The following is a 22,268-nucleotide window of genomic DNA, read 5'->3' as shown; positions in this document are numbered from 1 at the left end:
ATTGCGTCTTCAAATCCTGGACTGGCTGCTTGCAAGCTTTAAGCCGCGCTCTTGCGGGAAATCATGAACAGCGCCGCCCAGATCAGGATAAATCCGACCGCTTGGGTTGGCGTCACGACCTGATGAAATACGATCCAGTTGATCAGCACGCTCACCATCGGGAAGCTCAGTTCCGCCAGCGTCGCCACCGATGCTTTCGTCGTTGTCAGCCCTTTATAGTACACCATCAAGCTGAACAGTCCCGGCAGAAGCGCCTGCCCCAGCATGTTGATCGACACTGCAGCCAGCGTTCCCCCGTCGGTATGCACCTGCCAAGGATCTCCCTGATTGATGGTAATCCCGATCAGCAGCGGCAGCGCCAGAATGAAACGCAGCGAAGTCACCGTCTCATACTCCATTTTTCCGACCATCAGACGACCCATGACCGTGGAACCGCCCCACAGTGCCGCGGCACCCAGCGAGAACAAGCTGCCGACCTTGACGAAATCATTCACATGCCCGAACGGAAACGTGAAGCCGAAGGTCAACAAATACGTTCCGGCCAGCGCCACGATGAACAGCCAGGTGAAATGCTTCGGAAGCTTCTCACGCAGCAGCAGTTTGGCCATAAGAATGGCGAAGATCGGCTGCAGCTTCTGCAGCAGAACGACCGCGTTCAAGTTCCCGGAGGACAGCCCCTGCGTAAACAGGATGGTTGCAACGGCCGAGCCGCCCCACGACAGGAAGAGCAACGCGCCGACATGGCGCAGTTTCAGGCCTTTCAACTCGCTCCGATGTTTCCACAGCATCGGTGCGACGAACAGCACCAGCAAAATATGCTCGATGAGCACGATCTGCGTTGCCGTCATATGTTCTTTGAGCAAAATGATCCGGAACAGCGGATCCGCTCCCCACAATGCTGCACCCAGCACGACCAGCCAAAAGCCGGATTTGCTGCGTTCGGCCTTCCCGCTTGCCGCGGGCCGTACCTTGATATTGCTGCTTACATTTTCCATACTCCAGTTCCCCTATCCCTGAATACGGAGTCAACATTGGAAAACCCCCGAGATCGACATCAATCGACACATCGGGGGTTGATCAAATAAGCTTGCGGAAATGTCAAAATTTCGCACATGCCTATTCTTTGATCTTCTCCCATCCGGACTTTACCGTCGGCCCTGGATTTCCACCAGGTCAGTCGCCGCCTTATTGCTAAAGCTGCGAGTCGCGGGCTTGACGCCGTCTTTACCACAAGAAGAGACGCTCACCGCCGGTCAGGAATTTCACCTTACCCCGAAGATCCATATTCATTTATTTTTATTTTTTTTCATGCAACTTACATTGTTTTCATCATTATAGCATAAATGTATCCAAAAGTGTTTCAGTTTTTTAATAGCTTTTTATTTCCATGGATTAAAAATTTGGATATGGGGCTGGAGATGGACATTTTTCGGTATATCAGCAGCCATTTAAAATGACAGACGACAGGCATTGATGAGCCTGCAGCAAGCACTGAACGGACTCGCGGCAGCACTTATCACTGCTCAAGCACCGACAGGATCACGGCCACCGCTTCAGCCCGCGTTGCGTGCGCGTTCGGGGCGAACAAGCTGCCCGCTCTTCCGTGCATGATTCCTTTCTCCACCGCTGATGCGATATACGGCTTGGCCCAGGCCGGAATTTGACCGCGGTCGGCAAAATTCAAACTTCCCGTGCCGCCCGGTGTTCCGGTACCGAGCGCCCTGACGGTCATCGCCGCCATTTCGGCCCGGGTAATGAGCCGGCTTGGCCCAAACGTGCCGTCGGCATAACCGTTCATGATGCCGCGCGACACCGCATCCTGGATAGAAGACAGCGCCCAGGCCGGAATTTTCTTCGCGTCGGAAAAGGCCAGCGCCTGCGAGCCGGCCGTCTGACCCATCGAGACCGCACGCATCATCATGCTGGCGAACTCTGCCCGGGTCACTTCCTTGCCCGGCTGAAACGTGCCGTCGGGATATCCGCTGACCCATCCCTGCTGGACCGCATTCAGAATCGGCTGCTCCGCCCAGTGGCCGCGGATATCCCGGAAAGTGCCCGGCGCTCCTTCCGCTTTGCCCGGTTGGACCGTGATTTCCGGCTTGACGGTCATCTCGGATGAGCGGAGAGCGGAATCCACCAATTTGGCGCTCTCCACAGCCACCCGGGACGAAGCCGCCTGCAGCGCCGTAAACTCAATGGCGGCGAGCTGGAGCTTGCCGCTGTCTCCGGCTGTTTTTCCTACTTTGGTGTGGGCTAGGCGGATTTCGTTGTTTTGGACAATCGGTTCGACCGAAAAGCCGGATGTCCCAGAGGATGCGGTGCGGTAAGCCAGCTTCGCCGGGTCAAAGCTGAGCGTCAGCTCATACGCATACAAGTCCTTCAGCTGCTCGCCGGTCACCGTGACCGTCACCTTGGAGCCATTGGAAGTTACCCCCAGTGACAAGGAAGGTGCTTCCGCAGCGGCGGTGGTTACCGCAATAGCCGGGGAGGCCGCGGCAACCGGGGAGCTGCCAGCCGTGCGTACTTCTGAAACCGCAGCGTTTGCGGGGGTTCCTGATCCGATGAGTCCGACACAAATGGCTACGGCCCATGCGGCATAGCGGGTAGATTGTTTTCGTGGCATACGTCCAGCCCTCTTTCCATGAATTGAAAATCGCAGGAGCAGCCTGCACCGCTCCTGCGATTGTATCCTTTTCCAAGCAGTTGATTTCTAATGCTGCTTACGACCATATCCATCCCGATACGGCCCCAATCCCCGCATGAATCATGCGAGACAAGGTACTGCGTATGAGCCGGGCTTGAGGACCATCCGGTTCTCTATCCCCTTACTTCGCGTACCAGCTGCCGATGATCATCTGCGCTACCGCAGCCAGCGAACGGATCGAAATTTCGCCTTCGCTGAACAGGTCCGCCGGAGCAACGCGGCTCCAGTTGAGATCCGTCGACTGGATGCCGTAGTACTTGGCGAGGATGGACAAATCCTGCACTGTAATCTGCACCGCACCAGGTACCAGCGTGATCAGCTTCTTCTGGAAGGTGGTTACGGCGCTGCCGAGTGCAGCCGCAGCCGAATCCACCTGGTTTTGCGTCGCGCCATTGTCTAAGTACACCACATTCGCGGTTGTAATGGCCGCCTTCAGCTGGACCTTGGCCAATGCCGGATATTGGCCGACCTTATCCCCTGTGACCGCCCGGTCATAGATGCTCTGCGCGGAGGCAATCGCCGAAGTGAGAGCCGACTTGTCGACCGGAACCGAAGGAACCGGGATGACGGCGTTCTTGAACGTGCTGACCGCCGCTTTCAGAGCGGTCAGCGCATCGTCGATCGCCTTCTGCGTGGCAGCGGCATCGTCCGCCACACGCTTGGCGTCGCTGATCGCCGACAGCAGCGCAGTCTTCGCCGATGCCGGGTACTGCCCCGGCTCCGTGCCCGTGACGGCCTGATCCGCCAGCTTCTGCGCTTCGCCGATGGCGGCAAGCAGCGCCGCCCGGTCAGCCGTGGCGATCTGGATCTGCAGCGCAGCGGAGTCCGTGTTCACCGGGCTCGAATTGCCGTCCGCCGATATGTTAAAGGCGGACACCGACACGGCTGCGCTTCCGGAGACGCCGGCTTTCAGCGTGCCGCGGAGCTTCAGCAGCTCCCCGTCCTCCGAGACGGCGTTTTCCTGGCCGGTGCTGGCCATGATGATGCGGATCTCGCCTGATTCCGGCTTCACCCCGGTGGCCAGCACGCCAAAGCCGGTGCGCGAGGAGCTTACCGCGCCGTCGGCCAGTGCCAGCGTGCCGTCCGAATTTGCCACGGTCGCAAATTCCAGCTTGGCCGGATCGTACTTGACGATCAGGTCCAGCGCCGTAAAGGCAAACGCCGGCTTGGTAATGCCTACGCCCAAGTCAACCTGCGCTCCCGCAGAAGCCGCTGCCGGACCGGTCAGCACGGCGGAGTTCGGCGCCTGCGTCCCTGCCGCTTCCACCGTGATGCTGACCTGGAGCGTATCGCTGCCGCCCTTTCCGTCCTGAACCCGGAAGGAAGCCGTGTAGCTGCCTTCCGCAGCCGGCGTCCACGTGAATTTTCCGGAAGCCGCATCAAAGGCCGCTCCCTCCGGCAGGGACACCGCCTCATAACTTAAAACGTCTCCGTTCTCATCGTTGGCGTACACCGAGAACGTCACTTGCTGCCCGGCTTTCACGGTCTGGGCAGGCACGTCGGCAAACGCCGGAGCGTGATTGTCTCCGGCAGCCCCAGCCGGACGGATGTCGCTTTCTCTCAGAAGCTTCAACTGGTAGGCGCCTTTAAAGATCGAAGAGATCCCGGTAATATCGACGGCCGTTCCTGCCGGATAGGCCTGCTTCAGCGCATCCGCGCTGATGCCCGTCCGGCTGTCGACGCGGACACGGTTCGTCGTGCCGCCGCTGACGAGATCGAATTCCAGGGAGCCCGTGACGGTGGCGTAGTTTTGCACCGCCGCGTTTTTGATCGTGATCAGCTGCCCCTGGTTGCTGTCATTGACCTCGGCCGCAGCCTGCGGAACCGGAGCCGGAATATCGGCCTGGGCGTCCAGCTTGGCCACCTGGACCTCGTTGGCCAGCTCGACCTCGGTGTTATAGGTCAGCTTTTGGGCGGTCAGCTTGACCTTGTCCAAGGCATGGTAGCCTGTCGCTTTGCTCGGGTACACATAGACACCGCCGGTGCCGTCCTGCATGTAAAATCCCGAGCCGCCAAAAACTCCCGGCTCCGACACGACCACGCCCTGCACCGTAACGTAATCGTTGTCTGCCGCTTTACGCGCTTCCGCAATGGTTGTCAAATCGGGAATGGTAACGACGGGCGGCGTACCGCCGGCTCCATAGGAACCGGCTTTGTACGTCGTCGGATCATACCATTTGTACCCTGCGGCCGGCGTCGTCCACGGCTCGGTTCCCGGAATTTCGGCCGATGTGGCCGGTTCTTCCAGCTTACCGAGCAGCGGCGTCGGCTCATCAAGCGTAATACCCTGATTTTCGAATGTTGCGTAATCTTCATGAACTGCCAGCCATTTTACCGTCTGGACGAGGAAGACGGCGTCCTGGGCTTCCCCCTTGAATCCGTCGTAAGTCGTTTTCTTGCCGCCGTTGTCCTCGCGGACGTATCCCGGCGTTGGGTCCTCGACCGGCGAGGAGTCGCCGATGAATGCAGCTTTTCCTTTTTCCAGCTTGGAAATGGCAGCGAACGGCCCTTCGGCGATGCCGCCGTTTTTATAGACGCCTCCGTTCGGGAAGTTTGCCTTGTCGCTGTTTTCTACGGCATTGCCCCAGCCCGGCACATTTTCCGGGAGGTAGACAACGCCCTTGACCCGGGTCGGATCCAGAATTGTCAGCGTGGAGCCGCTGTGCATCTCCACATCATTAACGCCTGCGGTAATACCGAAAGACTGATCATATTTCACCGCGCCGGTTTTGGTAACGTCCCCAACCGAATTGAAGCGGAAGCGTACGCCGAAGTTCTGGCCGAGCCAGTCCGTGCTGGTCACGTCCTGCATCGCGCCCGATGCCGCTTCGGCGGTGGACATGCCCTTGGTCGGATTACCAAATGCTCCGCGCCGATAGCCGTTCATCACTTCCGAGGAGTCCCAGCGGTTCAGGTTCCGGTCGGAATTGTAGTGGTCGGAGATGAAAAATATACTGCCGCCTTCCTTGACATACGTCAGCATGGCGGCCTGCTCGGACGCCTTAAACGGGATGTTGGCTTCGCCGATAATAAAGACGTCGTATTGCTTCAGCTTGCTCAGCGTAATCGCCGGCGTGTCAAAAGCGTGCGAGTCCATCGGCAGCGATCTTTGCAGCGCGTCCACTTGGAAGCCCGCATCCCTCAGCCCGTCGGCAAAGTCCGAAAATGCACCGTCAATGACCCAGTCCGAAGCTCCGGCCGTCTGACCGTGCGTTTCGTCGAACAGCACCTTTTTCCCCGTGCCATCCGGCAGCGTCGTCGGAACGCCGATATTTTCGCTGCCCGGATCCGCCGGGTTCGGCGTGCCTCCGCCGGGATTTTCTCCGGACTCCCCGTCCAGGGACATCGCTGTCGGGCTTTTGATTCCAGCCATGCCGCTGTACGCGGCCAATTGCCCGGTAACAGTCAGTTTTTTCCCCACGTTGGCGGGGTTCGTCTTCAGACCGTACTGGGAACGGTAGGAAGCCGAGATCTGGACATCAATCATTTTGCTCTGTGTCTTCTCCCCGGCTGTATCGGCAATCAATACGTTAAAATCGTCCTGAAAGCCCGAATAAATCGGTTTGGAATTGTACATCTCACCGACGATGTAGCCTTCAACGGTCGCAGTTTCTCCGCTGTTGTTTTTGGCAAGAGCTTCGGCCACCGTGAGCGGAACAGCAGCCGCAGCCTGTGCGGGCATGTATCCCAAGGCGGCGGACAGCAGCAGCATCCATGCCAGAAATAGACCTGTGAGCTTTTTCCTGCGGACGAAATACGGGTTGTCCATCTTGCGAACTCCTCCTTTACATTCCGGCAATTATGATTGCGGCTTCCTCAGGTTAACATCCCTTTATTATGGCTTGTTGCGGATTATGTAAAATATGGGACTGCTGTACAAATGCACCGAGGTGCTTACGGAAACCCTTCCTTACCTTGGATTTTATATGAGGGAGCGGAAGGGCGGGCAGTGCCGCAGTCCTCATTTTGGCGCAAAAAAAGAGAGACCTTTAGGCTTATGCCTAGGACTCTCCCCTCAACAGTGATGTCATACCCTGCCGTTATTTAACGAATCTTGGCTTCTGCTATGCCGGACATGATCTTGTCCACCGTCTCCCCCGGCGTCAAGCTGGAGGAATCCAGCCACAAACCGTGCCGGGGCGTTTCATCATGCAGCACGCGGTTTAAGGCGTCCACCGTCCAGGCCCCGTAGCCCTTTTTGGACCGCTGCGCTTCCCTCTGTTCGACCGCCTCGGGAGTGGGACACAGCACCACCAAATATACCGGGCGGCTATGCAGGAAGGACAAAAAATCTTCCAGCACCCGGCCGACGATGACGTCCTGCACCACGACCGTAAACCCTGCCCCGGCGTACGTATCGGCCGCCTGCGCGGCAAGCCGGTAGCGAAGCAGCAGCTGGCCCAGCTCCTCCTCGGAAGCGTCCGGCTCGACCTCCTTCCGGTCGTTCACGATCATTCTCCGGAACAGGTCGCCGCGAAGATGCACGGACTTGCCCGTCCGCTCGGCGAGCAGCTGCGCAACCGTCGATTTGCCGCTGGCCATAATGCCGGTAATTACGATAACGGCAGGCTGCTGAATGGAACGAGCTGCCATGTACGATTCCCTCCTTGAATGCCGGTTATCCTATCATTATATATTTGGCATTCCGGATCGTCAGGGGATTTATCCCTTTAAACCAATCTTTCCCGAATTCCGGGTCTCCGCTTCCCGCTCCGGCGACTTCCGCCCCAGATCCAGGCTGAAAATGCCGAAGCCTTGATCGTTCTGCCGCCCGGTATATCGGATGTGCGGATAATCTCCGGCATATTTCACCGCGTCAGGCGATGTCGTAAAAGTGACGTTCACAGGGCCTTCCACCGGTGTGATGCGCCAGTTCGGCTCCGCCTCAGCCGGAATTTCGCCGCATGCCGTAATGTAGTCAATCAGTACCTGCCGGCATTCATCCTCGGAATCGATGACCAGCTCCATCTCCCGGATCCCCGGGAAATTGCCGCCGCCAAAGACCCGGTAGTTGCTCGAAATCACGATGAACTCCTGATCCGGATCCATGGGAGCCCCTTCGAAACACAGATGAACGATCCTGCTGGCATCCGGGTCGTTCAGGCTCCCATCCAGCTTATATTTTGCCGGCTGCGTTACGTCGACCTCGTACGTGATGCCGCTGATCACGTCGAAATTAAACACGGAAAACTGCGGGTTAAGCAGCGGCTGTTCCTCCAAGGACAGCGGATCGATGCGATTGTACGCTCCCGCGGTCATCTCCAGCCACTCCTTGACGGCCCGGCCGGAAATCCGCACCCCTTTGATCGTGTTGTCATACAAATACAGCTCCGTCGCGCTCTTGATCGCAATCGGTCCGGCCGGAATATCCGCATATTCCTTGGGACCGTTGCGCCCCGCTTTAAACGGCGAGCCCACGGACAATACCGGCAGCTGCTTCAGCTCCGGCATGGAAGCTGCAATCATCCGCCGGGCGTACCACGTCTGGGCATGGTTGACGAGCTGAACGGAGGCGTCATCCTGGACCAGGGAAAAATAGCTGTGCAGCGGGGCGTGAATGGTGCCGATCGGCTCATTGGCATAGGCGACGGTCGCCGCATGGTCCTGCCGGAGGAGCTCGGCGATCCCTGGGTCCCGAAGCGGCGTGTCGCGTGCCGCATCCTCCTCTTTTTCCAAACGGCGAACCATAGACGTCCCCTGCACGACCTGCCATCTCCCCTGCCGAAATTGAAGCGACAAGTCGATCACACCCAAATGCCCTCCGCCGAACCCGGCTTGTACGGCAGGAATGCCGTGAATCGTCCCCTTTTCCAAATGGATGTCCGGCAGGAGTTCACCGCTCTCATCCTTAAAGGAAGCATCCAGCAGATGCCTATCCGCAGGAAACACATGATGCGTATGGGAAAAGGTCAGCGCATCAATGCCAGGCACCAGGCTGAGCGGATACACCGCGTTCTCGGCATTGCCGTCCGTCAGCGCCACCTTGCCGTCGAAGCCCGTATGAGCCAGCGCCACGACCAGATCCGCGCCTTCCTCCTTCATCTTCGGAACCCATTCCAGCGCGGACAGCAGGATGTCCTTCACCTTCACCCGGCCTTCAAGGTTAGCTTGGTCCCAGTCCATGATTTGCGGCGGCACGAAACCGATGAGCCCGATACGGATAGGATGTTCCTGCCCGGCATCATCCAGACATCTTTTATCCAAGATGACATACGGCTTATACCTGTTCCGGCCGCATTCCTCAGGCTCAAGGCCAAGGCCTTCGTCGAAATATACGTTGGCGTTGACATAGGGAAATTCGGCTCCGGCGATAACGTCATCCAGCATGTCGAGTCCATAGTTGAATTCATGGTTGCCCAAAGTTGCCGCGTCATACCCCATCGCATTCATGATCCGGATCGCGGGGTGGACATATGGCCCTTTCCCATGCTTCATCGCAGCATATTTTTTAGCGGCATACGTTCCGAGCGGCGTTCCCTGGATCAGGTCTCCGTTATCCACGAGCAGCGTGTTCGGCACCTCATCCCTCGCGCTTGCAATCAAGGCGGCTGTCCGCACCAAACCGATGGAGGGATCCGGCTGTTCCCGGTAATAATCGTAATCCATCAGGCAGGCATGCACGTCCGTCGTCGACAGAATCCGCAGGTTGACCGTTGTATTGTTATCGGGGATCATCCCGTTCACTATATTCATTGATGTCTCCTCTCCTCCCGGCCGGCTCGAACAAGCCGGCACTTCCTGTTTTCCAGTATAACGGAAAAACATTAATTCCACGTAAACGCCCTTTCAGACCTGTTTCTACTTATTGGAAGTAGACCTTTCGCCTTAGAAAAACGCCGGACCCTCCGTTCCGAAGTACTAAATTTTTACATTCGTTTACAAAAGACCTCTTCTCTGTTAACCCTTGTCCCCCGGAACGTGTGATAAGCTCTTTCCTGTCAGACGGGGTTAAACCCGCTTCTGGCCAAATAGATGAATCAAGTGGAGAGGGGATCATCCATGTTTAAAAAAGTACTATCCATCAGCATGACCTTGGCCCTGGCTGCCGGTTTAGCGGCATGCGGGTCTAAAACCAGCGGCAGCGACTCGGGCAGCACGGCCGCCTCATCGGCCTCGGGTACGGCGGAAGCGGCTGCTACGGCTTATGTGCCCAAAGAACTGAACGTGCAGTTCGTTCCATCCCAAAACGCCGACACCCTGGAAGCCAAAACGAAGCCGCTGGAAAAGCTCCTCGGCGACCGTCTCGGCATTCCGGTTCATGTCACGGTTTCCCCGGACTATAACACGATCGTGGAAGCGATGGCTTCCAAGCAGGTGGACGTCGGCTTCCTGCCGCCGAACGCTTACGTACTGGCCCACGACAAAAAGAAAGCCGCCGACCTGCTGCTTCAGGCGCAGCGCTACGGCATTAAAGACGATACCGGCGAAGACACCACCGAAAAGGTCGATTTCTACAAAGCGATGATCGTTGTGAAAAAGGATTCGCCGATCCAAAGCCTTCAGGACTTGAAGGGCAAAAAGATCGGATGGCAGGACGTCACTTCCTCCGCCGGCTATGTATTCCCTGCGGCTGAGCTGAAAAAGGAAGGCATCGATCCGGACAAAGACGTTCAAGGCGTGACGATCAAAGGGCATGATGCCGCCATTATGGCGCTCCTGAACGGTCAGGTTGATGCCGTCGCCGTATTCCAGGACGCGCGCAACACGGTGAAAAAGGACGTTCCGGACGTCTTCGATAAGACCCGCGTCCTTCACTATACGGCCAAAATCCCGAACGATACGGTCAGCGTCCGCAACGACATGGACCAAAGCTGGAGAGACAAAATCAGCCAGGCGTTCATCGACATTACGAACGATGCGGAAGGCGCACAAATCATCAAAGACATCTACACGCATGTCGGCTATGCCAAAGGCGATGACAAAAACTTCGATCCGGTTCGCGAATACGCTGAAGCCGTCGGGCAGGAAATCAAGTAATTTCAAGCATTTCAATGTAGATACAATGAACCGGGCAGCACCGTCCAATGGCTTCATGGCGGTGTTGTTTTCCCGTTTTATCTGAAAATACGACAGAAAGTTGGAATCTCATGATTGAATTCGATCACGTCTCCAAAGTGTATCCCAACGGAACGGTCGGACTTCGCGACATTAATCTGACCATCAAGGAAGGTGAGCTTGTCGTCATCGTCGGCCTATCCGGCGCGGGCAAGTCCACCTTTTTGCGCAGCATTAACCGGCTGAACGAAATTTCCTCCGGGGAAATTCGTGTCGGCGGACAATCTGTCACCCGTGCGGCCGGCCGCCAGCTTCGGCTGATCCGCCGCGACATCGGCATGGTGTTCCAAAACTTCAATCTGATCAAGCGCCAGAACGTGCTCAGCAACGTGCTGTCCGGCCGGGTCGGCTACCATTCAACGCTGCGGACGATGCTCGGCTGGTTCCCGAAGCCGGACGTCGCCATCGCGCTCGAGGCTCTAAACCGCGTCAACATCCGTGAAAAAGCGTACATCCGCGCCGACCAGCTGTCCGGCGGCCAGCAGCAGCGCGTCTCGATCGCCCGCGCGCTCGCGCAGGAGGCCCGGGTCATTCTCGCGGACGAGCCCGTCGCCTCGCTGGACCCGCTCACCACCCGCCAGGTCATGGACGACCTGAAGCGGATCAATCGCGAGATGAACATTACGACCGTCATCAACCTCCATTTTATCGACCTTGCCCGGGAGTATGCGACCCGGATCATCGGGCTGCGCGCCGGCGAGGTCGTCTTCGACGGAACCCCGGAGGAGGCGACAGACGAGGCGTTGGCCGAAATTTATGGACGGCCGGTCCTCAAGGACGAGCTGCTGGGAGGCGTGTCATGAAGGCGTCGCCCCAGGCAGGGCCGCTGCAGACGGCCTCCCTTCCCGGGATGGAGCCGCCGCCGAAATACAAGCGGTACGCGGGGTGGATCGTCCTGATCGCAATCCTCATCGCCTGCTCCATCCGCACCGAGGTCACCCCTTACCAGCTCATCACCGGCCTGCCGCAGATGGGCGGCCTCCTGGCGGAAATGTTCCCGCCGGATTGGAGCTACCTGCCCACGATATGGGCCCCGATGATGGAAACCGTGCAGATCGCCGTGCTCGGCACCTCCCTCGGCGGGCTGCTGGCAATTCCGGTGGCGCTGCTGTCCGCGTCCAATCTGCGCGTGAGCCGCTTCGTCTCGCTGCCGGTACGGATGGTGCTGAACCTCGTCCGCACCATTCCGGACCTGCTGTTCGCAGCCATATTCGTCGCCGTATTCGGCATCGGCCCATTTGCCGGGATGCTGGCGCTCGTCTTTTTCTCCTTCGGTATTATCGCCAAGCTGACGTTCGAGGCCATCGAGGCGATCGACCCGGGGCCGCTGGAGGCGATGTCGGCCGTCGGCGGAAACCGGCTGCAGATCATCCGGTATGCCGTCATCCCGCAGGCCCTGCCCTATTTTATGTCGTACCTGCTGTATACGTTTGAGGTGAACGTGCGCGCAGCTGCCGTGCTCGGGCTTGTCGGGGCGGGCGGTATCGGCCTCCTGCTCGACCGCTCCCTCGGCTTGTTCCGGTACGACCGCGCCTGCATCATCATCCTGCTGACCCTCGTCATCGTTCTGATCATCGATTACGGCAGCGCGCTGATTCGGAGGAGATTATTATGAACCGTAACACATCTTTGCCGCCGTCCGGCACGCCGGTGTCATTCGGCTCGGTGCTTCGCTCACGCATCCGTTTCGGACTGGTCACGCTGGTGGTGATTGCCGTCTACTGGTGGTCCATTCAGGGGATGCACTTTGAAGGAATTCAAGGGACGGCGGGCACCGTCTCCAAGTCCATCCTGACCGGCTTCCTGCATCCGGATTGGTCTTTTGTGTATATTCCGGACGGAGAGGATCTGCTTCGGGGTCTGCTCGATACGCTCGTCATCTCCGTCCTCGGCACCGTCGTCGCTGCCGTCGTCTGCATTCCGTTCGCTTTCTGGGCTTCCAGCAATATGAGCCGCGGTCTCGCGCTGTCCGGCAGCGGCAAGCTGGTCCTTAGCGTCATCCGGGTATTCCCGGAGATCATCGTGGCGATTCTGTTCATTAAAGCCGTCGGTCCCGGCTCCTTTGCCGGCGTCCTGGCCCTGGGCATCCATTCCGTCGGCATGCTGGGCAAACTCTACTCGGAGACGATCGAGAGCATCGACCGCGGACCGCAGGAAGCCCTGATCGCGTCCGGGGCGAACCGGCTGCAGGTGCTTCGGTATGCGGTGCTGCCGCAGGTCATCCCGCAGTTCCTTTCCTACTCGCTGTACCGGTTCGAGATCAACATCCGCTCCGCCACGACCCTCGGTCTGGTCGGTGCCGGAGGCATCGGCACCCCGCTGATTTTCGCGCTGCAGGTGCGCAACTGGAACCGTGTGGGCATCATTTTGCTGGGAATCATCGTCCTGGTCATCCTGACGGATCTCATTTCGGGATGGGTGCGGAGAAAAATCATCTAATCGGGGAGCGCTGAATAACAGGTAAGAATGGCCACAATAGCTGCATTTTTGCAGCTATTTTCTGTTTCCAAGGTAGACTTTGAACTTCCGATGCCGCTGTTGCCAGCTAACTTGAAAATAAGACAAACCTCATATGCAGAATGGTTACAGCGCACCTGTCGGGCCGCCAGCTCCTGCCGCACAATAGAATTTGATCATATTACCAATGCTAAAGGAGTGTTGCAGATTGACGACAGCCTTGCGCAAACCGGCGATGATGTTGATGGCTTTGGTGACAGGAATTTGTCTATGGGTGAGCCAGACGGCTACAAGTTATGCGGACATGAGCTCTTCCCAGCTAGAAGCGGAATGGACCCAATTGTTCGGGGATCCCGCGAACTACAATACGCCGGACCATGTGGCGCCGACGGCCGACGGCGGCTTTGTCGTGCTCAGCGACCTCACGAGCCGTACCTTCGGCCCCACCAGACTGCATGTGATCAAAACGGATGCAAGCGGCGGCACCGAGTGGGAAACAGACTTTTTCGACGATCATTACGTCACAGAAGCGTATCACGGGTACGACATTCAACAGACCCGGGACGGAGGATATATCATTGGTGCTGCCCTCGATGACCGTTCCAATGGCGGGCCCCTTTATCGCGCATACCTCCTTAAGTTGTCGTCCACGGGACAAGTGGAATGGAACCGGGCCTACAGCACCGTCTTCGCAAATCCGGTCAACAGCGTCCAAGAAACGAGCGACGGCGGTTTTATCGTGACGTCCTCCACCTATAACCGCTCCGATACGGCTCCTGCCTACGTCTTTAAAACGGACAAAGACGGCCATCTGCAATGGGACCATACATTTCGTTACAGCGGGGGCGGACCGACCGATTTTAGGGATGGTCAAGTTTTCAACGCTGCTGCCGAGACTTCGGACGGCGGTTTTTGGGTGGTAGGCAGATCCTATGATTCCTCTACATACTATCCTTTGTTGGTCAAATATAATGCTTCCGGAAAACTGATATCCAAACGCATGAAAGGACTGGGGGAGGCTGGATTACAAGCAGATCATGGCCTCGGCCGATGGGAAGGGCTATATCATGCTGAATGCCGAAGGTCTCTGGGAAATCGACCGTTCCGGAAATACGCTGTGGAACCTGAGATTAACCGATTCCTCGCGGGAATTGGACGATATTTCGTTCTTGCAAATGAACCGGGTAGACGATGGTTATCTGGTCTTCGGCAAGGATCAAACGAGCGATGACCATGTGATCCTGAAGCTTAACGCCGAAGGGAAAACCGTGGATGTCCTTCGCCAGGAGATCCCCGGGTATACGGGAAATTTCAATCATGCAGCCCTTCTTCAAGACGGCGGGTTTGTATATTTAAACAGTATCGAGTCCTCCGCTTATCTTCAGCTCACGAAGTTTAAGCTCGTATCTCAAGGCGAGCAGCCCGGCGAAGGTGAATTTTTCCTGGATGACAGCGAGTATTCCGTAACGGTAAACGACATGATTGATATCGTCGCTTTGTTTAAAAAAACGGACGGCACCGTCCTTCCGGTGACCAAAGTGACCCGGTTTTCAATCGAAAACCCTGAGATCGCCTCAATTGACGAAGAGGGTAATATTATCGGGCTGGCACCGGGCCTGACGAGTATTAAGGCCGAATATAACGGACAGACAGCTGCCGCCTCCCTTCTGGTCGTCAAACCTTACGTCCCAATACCGGTTAACCGCATTAGTGAAGAGACCGGTCCAGCCGAGTCGGATTCGACCGATCCGGGTTCCCTTGTTCCGGGCAGCACGGATCCTGAGCCGTCCAATCCGGTCCCGGCCGATTCAGGTGATACCGCCTCAGGTTCGTCCGATCCAGACACGTCCAATCCAGGAAGTACTGATCCTGATTCGTCCGAGCCAAGCACGCCCGATCCGGCAGGCGCTGAGCCTGGCACATCTCAGCCATAAAAGGTTTAATCCGGCATCCCGGGAACGAGATCGGCCCCTTGTGTACAATCATGGCGTTCACACTGGGCTCTGCTTCTACTAAAAAGACTGGATCCATGTGGCTTCCCCACAGATCCAGTCTTTTTTTACGATCCGGCTGAAGATGCTTTTCCATCTCCCGTATGTTACAATAATGGAAATTAAATGTAATTTTAAACAAAAAAGGAGCTGACCCCCATGGACCCCAACCGATCCCGTTCCACCAGTCCGCAAGGAAAGCCCGCAGTTCACGAAACGCAGCCCGCGAACGAAACCGCTGCGACCCTTGATCATGAAAGTTATGTTGATGAGCAGCTCAGAAACATACAAACCATCGAAGGCGGCGGCCCGCCCAAAAAGGTCAATATGGACCAGCTCCCCGCCCCGATCCGCTACTTCGGCTACTTTTTTATGTCCGGCATCGCCCTGTTTGCGGTGATCTCCATCTTGATCAGCATTTTCAAATAACTGCCGTCAGCAAAATAAAAGCGCCGTACCCCTTTGTGTGAGCACAGCGCCTTATTGCCAGCATAGTTAGGCTTTTATTCTCTTTCATGACTCCATCGCCTTATCGAATTTAACTTCATCACTTCCGCACCAGGTTCATCTGCCTCAAACCAAGTTTTTGCCGTAATAAATCTCGTCCATTTCCAGTGTAATCCGCTCCGTGATTTCTTCCTGCTCGCTCTCGCTCAGCGTATCCTTCGTATAGCCAAACAAGTAATTGTCCAGGTCAAATTCCCGCAGCTTGCATTTCGTATGAAAGATATGCTCCTGATACACGTTCACGTCGATCATGTCGTACATATCCTTCACCTCATCCGGGATATAGTTCTGGATCGAATTGATATCGTGGTCGATGAACAGCTTATGGCCGCTAATATCGCGCGTAAATCCGCGAACCCGGTAGTCGATGGTCATAATATCCGTGTCAAAAGAATGAATGAGATAGTTCAGCGCCTTCAGCGGCGAAATCTTCCCGCAGGTCGATACGTCAATATCGGCCCGGAAGGTGCTGATGCCCTCATCCGGATGGAACTCCGGATACGTATGAACCGTAATATGGCTTTTATCCAAGGCCATGACGACTGAGTCCGGCAGCGGTCCGGGGGATTCGGAATAGGATTCCTGCGGAACCTCCACCACCGGCCCTTCGGAGACGAGAATCGTCACGCTCGCCCCCTGCGGTACGTAATCCTGTTTGGCTATATTCAGCACGTGAGCCCCGATAATATCCGACACCGTCTTCAGAATCGTCGTCAGACGCTCCGCATTATACTGCTCATCGATGTATTCCAGGTAAGCCTCGCGCTCTTCTTTGGTCCGCGTAAAGCAGATATCATACATATTAAAGCTGAGCGACTTCGTCAGGTTGTTAAAACCATGCAGCTTAACGTGCTGCTCCGGTATTTCCTTCATTGCACATTCACCCCGCTGTCTTCATGTCCACTGCCTAATATTCCCTGATCATGGTGCATTATCCGTCTGGAACGGCAGCTTTTGTTTATTTACACTTTTTACCCCAAATGGGGCAGGGACAAACAATGCCGGATGGTAGGCAGCAGCTTGAGATAAGCGGGGATTTACGGATATCACACCCGTTTTTTATACGCCCTCATCGCAAAAACATATGCCACGAGCATGATCCCGACGCACCATGCAAGAGCGACCCAGATATCATTGCCCACAGGCTGACCTGACAGCAGCGAACGGATCGCTTCCACGATCGAGGTCACCGGCTGGTTGTCGGCAAAGGCGCGAACGACCCGGGGCATCGAATCGGTCGGCACAAACGCGGAGCTGATGAACGGCAGGAAGATAATCGGATAGGAAAAGGCGCTTGCGCCATCTACGGATTTGGCGGACAACCCGGCAATCGCCGCGACCCACGTTAACGCCAGTGTAAACAGCATCAGTATGCCGGCTACGGCAAGCCATGGCAGCAGCCCGGCCGACGAACGAAAGCCCATTAATAGCGCAACAAGAATGATGACGACCACCGATATGGCATTGGATACCAGCGAGCTGATCACATGTCCCCACAGCATGGTGGAACGGGCAATCGGCATGGAGTGGAACCGCTCGAATATGCCCCGCTGCACATCGATAAACAGGCGATAAGCCGTATAAGAAATTCCGCTTGCAATGGCAATCAGCAAAATGCCTGGCAGCAAATAATTTACATAGTTATCCGTGCCGGTTTGAATGGCGCCTCCGAATACATAAACGAACAGCAGCATAAATGCGATCGGCATGATCGTGACCGTGATGATGGTGTCCCAGCTGCGGAAAATATGGCGCATGGAACGTCCCAGCATCACACCCATATCGCTGAAGTAATGCTTCTTTACCGCTTCCATTTACTTTTCCTCCTTTTTGCCAACGATGGCAAGAAATATGTCTTCCAATGAAGGCTGTTTTTCAACGTACTCTACCTTTGCAGGCGGGAACAGCTTTTTCAGCTCCGCGAGCGTGCCGCCCGCGATAATCTTGCCCTCATGCAGAATGGCGATTCGGTCGGCAAGCTGTTCAGCTTCCTCCAGGTACTGCGTGGTCAGGAATACGGTCGTGCCGCCGTCCGCCAGCTCCTTGACGATCTTCCACACCTCGATGCGCGCCTCGGGATCAAGCCCGGTCGTCGGCTCGTCAAGGAAAATGATCTGCGGTTTTCCGATCAGGCTCATAGCGAGGTCGAGCCTGCGGCGCATCCCTCCCGAATAAGCAGATACTCTCCGGTTCGCGGCATCCGTTAAGCCGAAGCGCATAAGCAGATCGCGTGCGACCACACGCGGAGCTGCGAGATGCCGCAGCTTGGCGATCATGATGAGATTTTCCTGTCCGGTCAAATTTTCGTCTACGGCGGTAAACTGACCGGTCAAACTGATCGACTGCCGTACATGGTCCGGCTTTGAGGTGACATCGAATCCGTTGACGGCAGCGCTTCCGCCGTCAGGCTTAAGCAGCGTGGTAAGGATTTTTACGGTTGTCGTCTTACCCGCCCCGTTGGAGCCGAGCAGGGCGAAAATGCTTCCCTGATCCACCTCAAAATCCACACCTTTTAGAACTTGCTGCTGTTTGTAGGATTTTTGCAGTCCTTTGACTTGAATCGATTTGTTTGGCATATCTTCTCCTCCTTTTCAAATCACCGTAACTTTTGATAAATCGGCATCCATGCCCTTGAGTGCGGCAAAGGTCAACTTATCCATCGTTGCCCCGTCAAAGCAGATCGTTTTAATGGCGCGGTAATATTTCTTGGACAACATCGACCCTTGAAAAGACACATTTTTGAGCGTAGCGCCCTTGAACGAAACTTCTTTCAACCCGGCTCTGTCGAACTTGACGCCAATGAAGATTTGACCATCGAAGTGCTGCCCTGTCAGATCGGAAGATGTGAAGTCCACTCCGTCGAATACACAATTCTCAAAGACGGTTTTGGTGAGAGCGGTCATCGTCAGGTTGACGTCGGTCAGGTGAACGCCTGTGAATGTGGCTCCGGCCAGCCACGACTTGCTGAAGTTCGTTCGTACAAGAGTGGATTCGTTAAAGCTTGCATTGGCCAGGTCCAGGGTGGTCAGGCTGCAGTCGGTCAGGTTTGCGCCGTCAAATCGTGCATCCTTCACATCGCTGCTCTTAAATGAACTGCCGGTCAAGTCCGCATTCGTGAAGTCGGAGCCTCGGAGCGTGCTTGATGTGAATTTCCCCTTATGTGCGGTAACGCCCGCAAAGTCGCTTTCGGCCAAGTTGCTCGCGCTGAGGTTGGTCAGCACCTGCCGCTCCAGCGAACGGGAAAGGTTTGCCACCTCCAGTACGGTTTGCTCAATGTCCCCGATACTGTCGATAGTCATCTCCAAAGCCGTTTCATCGTCCTTGCCCTCAGCTTTCAGCTCACGGAACCGCTCCTGCAGATCGGAGTGCAGGTCGGCCTTTAATTCGCTGACGCTTCTCACCCCTTCGTATGCAGCAAAAACCTCGTTCAAATAGTTCGTCAATTTCTCGTTCATCCCATCATCTCTCCTTATAATAAGTTTTCAAGCACGCGCTTGGCGTACTTCCAGTTGCTTTGGTTGCGTTCATAAGTTGCCTTGCCCTTCTTAGTCATCCGAAAATACTTGCGCCGTCCGCCCTGCGATTCATCGCCCCAATACCACTCGATATCACCGTCACCTTCAAGCCGCCGAACGCTGGAGTACATCGTGGCTTCCTTTAATTCATACTCACCGCCCGAACGCTCGACAATCAGCTTGACAATTTCATAACCGTAGCGGTCGGCTTCGGATAAGAGCCGTAAAATCATCGTGTCGGTATGGCCTCGCAGCAGGTCGGATGTGATTTTGTTGTCTTTCATGTCATCACCTCCATATCTGCATGATACGATATACTACTATGACTGTCAAGGTAGTTTGTTAATAAAAATACTTTGCCCAAAATACAGGTGCTTAAAGAATAAGAAACGGCGTACATTCAGCAAAAATCAAACTCGGTTTAACGGGAGTTTTTTTGCGGTTCAATGGTTTACCCCTGCCGAAAATAGAGAACAGCGGCAATCTAAGACTGCATCCTCAGTCCTAGTTCCGCTGTTTTTTAGCATTAGCCCTTGATGAGAGCCCGCTGCAAATGGGCTGCATCCGACAAATTATTTTCCGGGAAATGACCCATTTTTTCATTCAGTCATGACCCTTCTATTGAAATCCGGAATGGAATATACATTACAAGCCTTAGTCTGGACATCTAGCGACATCCTGGACACCACTTTCCTTTTGGAGGATCGAGGAGGAGTGTTTCAATGAACGAATATGTACCGCAGGGAATGGTTCAAAAGCAGTATCACTGGGAATGGGTCAATTATTTTCTGTACCGGCATCTTCAAGAGAATAACCCATTTCCCAAACTGATGGCACCGCTGAACGATTTGCTGAACAAGCAGGAACAGCAATTGGATGCATTGAGGAAGCTCGCGGCTTCACTGGGGATATCCAGTCCTTCTGCAACGGTGAATATAAGGTATAATCCGCTTCTGGACTGTATTAAAGAACTCCATCAGCGGGAGTATGAATTGTTACAGGAGTACATCAGCTATCACGATTACTTTTTGCCGGTTTCCTCGTATCCATTGGGGATCGAAGACTTGATAAAGTCTCAGTTGGCGCAGGTCAATACGCTTACAGCATTAAAGGAGACCTTTGGTCAGCTTTTCAAACCCCAACATGAAACGCAAAAGCCCGATTACATATTGGAAAAGGGGTACCGGCTGACGCGGATCGCCACGGGGCTAACGTTCCCCACGGTCATGACATTTGACCCGCAAGGAACCGTCTATGTTGCCGAAGCCGGGTTTGCTTACGGGACTGAGCCAGGAATGGGCCGCGTGCTCCGCCTGGAATCGGATGGGTCCTTTACAGAAATCGCCTCAGGATTCGGAGGTCCTGTAACAGGCATTGCCTGGCATCATGGGGATTTGTATGTGGCTGCAGGAAATTTAGGGGAAAAGCCGTCAGACGGATGCGGGGAAATTATTCGAGTATCGCCGGACGGTACTAGGCAAACGATTGTTAGCGGGCTGCGCACATGCGGGGACCATTTTACCGGAGACATTCTGTTCGGCCCTGACGGCAAACTGTACTTTTCCGTTGGTACCGCCACGAATTCGGCTGTTGTAGGGCTGGATAATATGCTGATCCTGAAGCATCACCCGCAATTTCACGATGTGCCGGCCAGAGACCTGGAATTGATCGGCACCAATTTTATTACCCGGGATCCGCTATCCGATCAACCAGGGGCAGCCGTAACGGGGGCATACCATGCCTTTGGAGTTCCGAGCAAATCGGGTGATATCGTCAAAGGCCGATTGTTGGCTAACGGGGTCATCTACCGCTGTAATCCTGACGGAAGCCACCTACAGATCGTCGCAGACGGCTTCCGGAATACGTTCGGTTTAAGATTTTCCCCAATGAACGGGAAACTGATCGTAACGGACCATGGCGCGGATCCGCGGGGAAGCCGGCAAATCAAGCTGGATTGGGATAAAATTTGGGAGGTCACCCCTGGGGGGTGGTACGGATTTCCGGAGTTTTTTAGCGGTTTGCCCGTAACCCTCCCCCATTTCCATGCCGCGGAACAAGCGAAGCCTACCTTTCTTATCCGCAACCATCCTCCGCTTGCCGCCCAACCGCTCGCCCGTCTGCAGCCGCATAGCGCTTCCATGAAATTTGATGTTTGTACGAACGCTGAATTCGGCAGTCCAGGGGAACTGTTTGTCGCCCAGTTTGGAGAATCCGGTTTTGAAAAAACCGAGGAACTTCCCGGATTTAAAGTGGTTACAGTCAACCTGGATACCGGGCAAATTTCCAACTTTCTGACCAATCCACATGGCGAATCTACGAAACTAGGGCCGATCCGGCCTATTGATGTCAAATTTAATGCCGAAGGAAATGAGCTGTACCTTGTCGATTTTGGCCTGATGGGTAAGCATAACCCGACGCCTGGAACCGGGAGCCTGTGGAAGATCGTTAAAATATAGCGGATCGGCTTAATCCTCCTCGTTCCCTGTTCTGCCTCCGTACCGATGCGAGTGCGGGATTCTGCCGTTTACCGTGGTATAACCCGCAAAATCGTGATAATGCCCGCCTCCCGGCAAAGGAATGGCCGGTCCCGTCGTCCCTTGAATATAATGAACATGCTGATCGTTAAAAGATGTTTCCACATGATAACGGTGGACATGGGGAACGCCGCTGGGGGCAGGTTCTGTTGTTCCGGCGTAGTGATGATAGTGCCCCACGTCAAACGAAGTATCACCTGAAATCGGATGAACATGGACCCGGACCGGCCTTCCGTCCCACGATGTAATAAGCAGGCTGTGATGATGCTCGGAACCGGAACCTTCAGAATGAAACAGCAAACCTGTGATTGGGATTTCCAATTGACTAACCTCCTATGATTCAAGTTATCGGTTTGATCAAGCAAAAAAACATCGGCTTCATCATACGCAGAAATCATATGGCGTTAGCCTGTTCCATTATGCAGAAATATGGTTTATGGTTAAAAATCTTACAAACGGTTGAAACGTTCAGCCCTGGCGGTCATCCATCCGATGGACGGGCAGC

General features: G+C 55.3%; 19 protein-coding genes and 1 riboswitch. Of the genes, 8 read left to right on the top strand and 11 right to left on the bottom strand.

Annotated elements, in window-relative coordinates; all coding sequences use genetic code 11:
• Window positions 1-38 precede the first annotated feature (38 nt).
• The 5 genes from KI379_RS29920 to KI379_RS29900 all read right to left on the bottom strand — a co-directional run bounded on the left by KI379_RS29920 (window position 39) and on the right by KI379_RS29900 (window position 9,397).
• Window positions 39-995, bottom strand: coding sequence for a DMT family transporter (locus KI379_RS29920; RefSeq protein WP_145141660.1), 957 nt, complete (start codon window positions 993-995; stop codon window positions 39-41).
• A 127-nt stretch (window positions 996-1,122) separates the two neighbouring features.
• A riboswitch (FMN riboswitch) is annotated at window positions 1,123-1,284 on the bottom strand.
• A gap of 232 nt (window positions 1,285-1,516) precedes the next feature.
• Complete coding sequence (locus KI379_RS29915; RefSeq protein WP_212985846.1) at window positions 1,517-2,623, bottom strand: S-layer homology domain-containing protein; 1,107 nt, start codon at window positions 2,621-2,623, stop codon at window positions 1,517-1,519.
• 202 nt (window positions 2,624-2,825) lie between these two features.
• The gene (locus KI379_RS29910; RefSeq protein WP_212985845.1) at window positions 2,826-6,473 is read right to left on the bottom strand and encodes a DUF6359 domain-containing protein; all 3,648 of its coding nucleotides are present in this window, start codon (window positions 6,471-6,473) and stop codon (window positions 2,826-2,828) included.
• A gap of 275 nt (window positions 6,474-6,748) precedes the next feature.
• Window positions 6,749-7,297, bottom strand: a complete 549-nt coding sequence (locus KI379_RS29905; RefSeq protein ID WP_212985844.1) for an AAA family ATPase — start codon at window positions 7,295-7,297, stop codon at window positions 6,749-6,751.
• A 69-nt stretch (window positions 7,298-7,366) separates the two neighbouring features.
• Window positions 7,367-9,397, bottom strand: a complete 2,031-nt coding sequence (locus KI379_RS29900; RefSeq protein WP_244879495.1) for a bifunctional 2',3'-cyclic-nucleotide 2'-phosphodiesterase/3'-nucleotidase — start codon at window positions 9,395-9,397, stop codon at window positions 7,367-7,369.
• Between the two features lie 306 nt (window positions 9,398-9,703).
• On the opposite strand from KI379_RS29900, the gene KI379_RS29895 reads away from it, so the two are divergent.
• From KI379_RS29895 to KI379_RS29865, 7 genes are all read left to right on the top strand, one after another.
• Window positions 9,704-10,681 (top strand): phosphate/phosphite/phosphonate ABC transporter substrate-binding protein, encoded by a 978-nt coding sequence (locus tag KI379_RS29895; protein WP_212985843.1) that lies wholly within the window; start codon window positions 9,704-9,706, stop codon window positions 10,679-10,681.
• A 110-nt stretch (window positions 10,682-10,791) separates the two neighbouring features.
• The gene (gene phnC / locus KI379_RS29890) at window positions 10,792-11,562 is read left to right on the top strand and encodes a phosphonate ABC transporter ATP-binding protein (protein ID WP_212971339.1); all 771 of its coding nucleotides are present in this window, start codon (window positions 10,792-10,794) and stop codon (window positions 11,560-11,562) included.
• Window positions 11,559-12,374 (top strand): phosphonate ABC transporter, permease protein PhnE, encoded by an 816-nt coding sequence (phnE, locus tag KI379_RS29885; protein WP_212985842.1) that lies wholly within the window; start codon window positions 11,559-11,561, stop codon window positions 12,372-12,374. The genes phnC and phnE (KI379_RS29885) overlap by 4 nt, the downstream gene beginning before the upstream one ends.
• Window positions 12,371-13,198 carry a phosphonate ABC transporter, permease protein PhnE gene (gene phnE, locus KI379_RS29880; protein WP_212971341.1) on the top strand — a complete coding sequence of 276 codons (828 nt, stop codon included), beginning with the start codon at window positions 12,371-12,373 and terminating at the stop codon, window positions 13,196-13,198. The genes phnE (KI379_RS29885) and phnE (KI379_RS29880) overlap by 4 nt, the downstream gene beginning before the upstream one ends.
• Before the next feature lie 226 nt (window positions 13,199-13,424).
• The gene (locus tag KI379_RS29875) at window positions 13,425-14,447 is read left to right on the top strand and encodes a hypothetical protein (RefSeq protein ID WP_212985841.1); all 1,023 of its coding nucleotides are present in this window, start codon (window positions 13,425-13,427) and stop codon (window positions 14,445-14,447) included.
• Window positions 14,386-15,150, top strand: coding sequence for a hypothetical protein (locus KI379_RS29870; protein ID WP_212985840.1), 765 nt, complete (start codon window positions 14,386-14,388; stop codon window positions 15,148-15,150). The genes KI379_RS29875 and KI379_RS29870 overlap by 62 nt, the downstream gene beginning before the upstream one ends.
• A gap of 216 nt (window positions 15,151-15,366) precedes the next feature.
• Window positions 15,367-15,636, top strand: a complete 270-nt coding sequence (locus KI379_RS29865; protein WP_212985839.1) for a hypothetical protein — start codon at window positions 15,367-15,369, stop codon at window positions 15,634-15,636.
• Between the two features lie 144 nt (window positions 15,637-15,780).
• Here KI379_RS29865 and speD read toward each other — a convergent pair whose 3' ends face one another.
• The 5 genes from speD to KI379_RS29840 all read right to left on the bottom strand — a co-directional run bounded on the left by speD (window position 15,781) and on the right by KI379_RS29840 (window position 19,513).
• The gene (gene speD, locus KI379_RS29860) at window positions 15,781-16,587 is read right to left on the bottom strand and encodes an adenosylmethionine decarboxylase (protein ID WP_212985838.1); all 807 of its coding nucleotides are present in this window, start codon (window positions 16,585-16,587) and stop codon (window positions 15,781-15,783) included.
• 173 nt (window positions 16,588-16,760) lie between these two features.
• Window positions 16,761-17,528, bottom strand: coding sequence for an ABC transporter permease (locus tag KI379_RS29855; protein ID WP_076173584.1), 768 nt, complete (start codon window positions 17,526-17,528; stop codon window positions 16,761-16,763).
• The gene (locus KI379_RS29850; protein WP_212985837.1) at window positions 17,529-18,290 is read right to left on the bottom strand and encodes an ABC transporter ATP-binding protein; all 762 of its coding nucleotides are present in this window, start codon (window positions 18,288-18,290) and stop codon (window positions 17,529-17,531) included.
• A gap of 15 nt (window positions 18,291-18,305) precedes the next feature.
• Window positions 18,306-19,169, bottom strand: a complete 864-nt coding sequence (locus tag KI379_RS29845; RefSeq protein ID WP_212985836.1) for a pentapeptide repeat-containing protein — start codon at window positions 19,167-19,169, stop codon at window positions 18,306-18,308.
• A gap of 14 nt (window positions 19,170-19,183) precedes the next feature.
• Window positions 19,184-19,513: a PadR family transcriptional regulator gene (locus KI379_RS29840; RefSeq protein ID WP_076173581.1), complete on the bottom strand. Its 330-nt coding sequence runs from the start codon at window positions 19,511-19,513 to the stop codon at window positions 19,184-19,186.
• Window positions 19,514-19,951: 438 nt separating this feature from the next.
• On the opposite strand from KI379_RS29840, the gene KI379_RS29835 reads away from it, so the two are divergent.
• Window positions 19,952-21,685 (top strand): PQQ-dependent sugar dehydrogenase, encoded by a 1,734-nt coding sequence (locus KI379_RS29835; RefSeq protein ID WP_212985835.1) that lies wholly within the window; start codon window positions 19,952-19,954, stop codon window positions 21,683-21,685.
• A gap of 9 nt (window positions 21,686-21,694) precedes the next feature.
• Here the strand turns inward: KI379_RS29835 and KI379_RS29830 are convergent, their stop codons facing one another.
• Window positions 21,695-22,084 (bottom strand): YmaF family protein, encoded by a 390-nt coding sequence (locus KI379_RS29830; protein ID WP_076173580.1) that lies wholly within the window; start codon window positions 22,082-22,084, stop codon window positions 21,695-21,697.
• Window positions 22,085-22,268: the final 184 nt, after the last annotated feature.

Origin of the sequence: Paenibacillus cineris (assembly GCF_018333335.1) — a bacterium.
In the GTDB taxonomy this organism is placed as follows: domain Bacteria; phylum Bacillota; class Bacilli; order Paenibacillales; family Paenibacillaceae; genus Paenibacillus_AQ; species Paenibacillus_AQ favisporus.
This window is presented reverse-complemented; position numbering and strand designations above follow the sequence as displayed.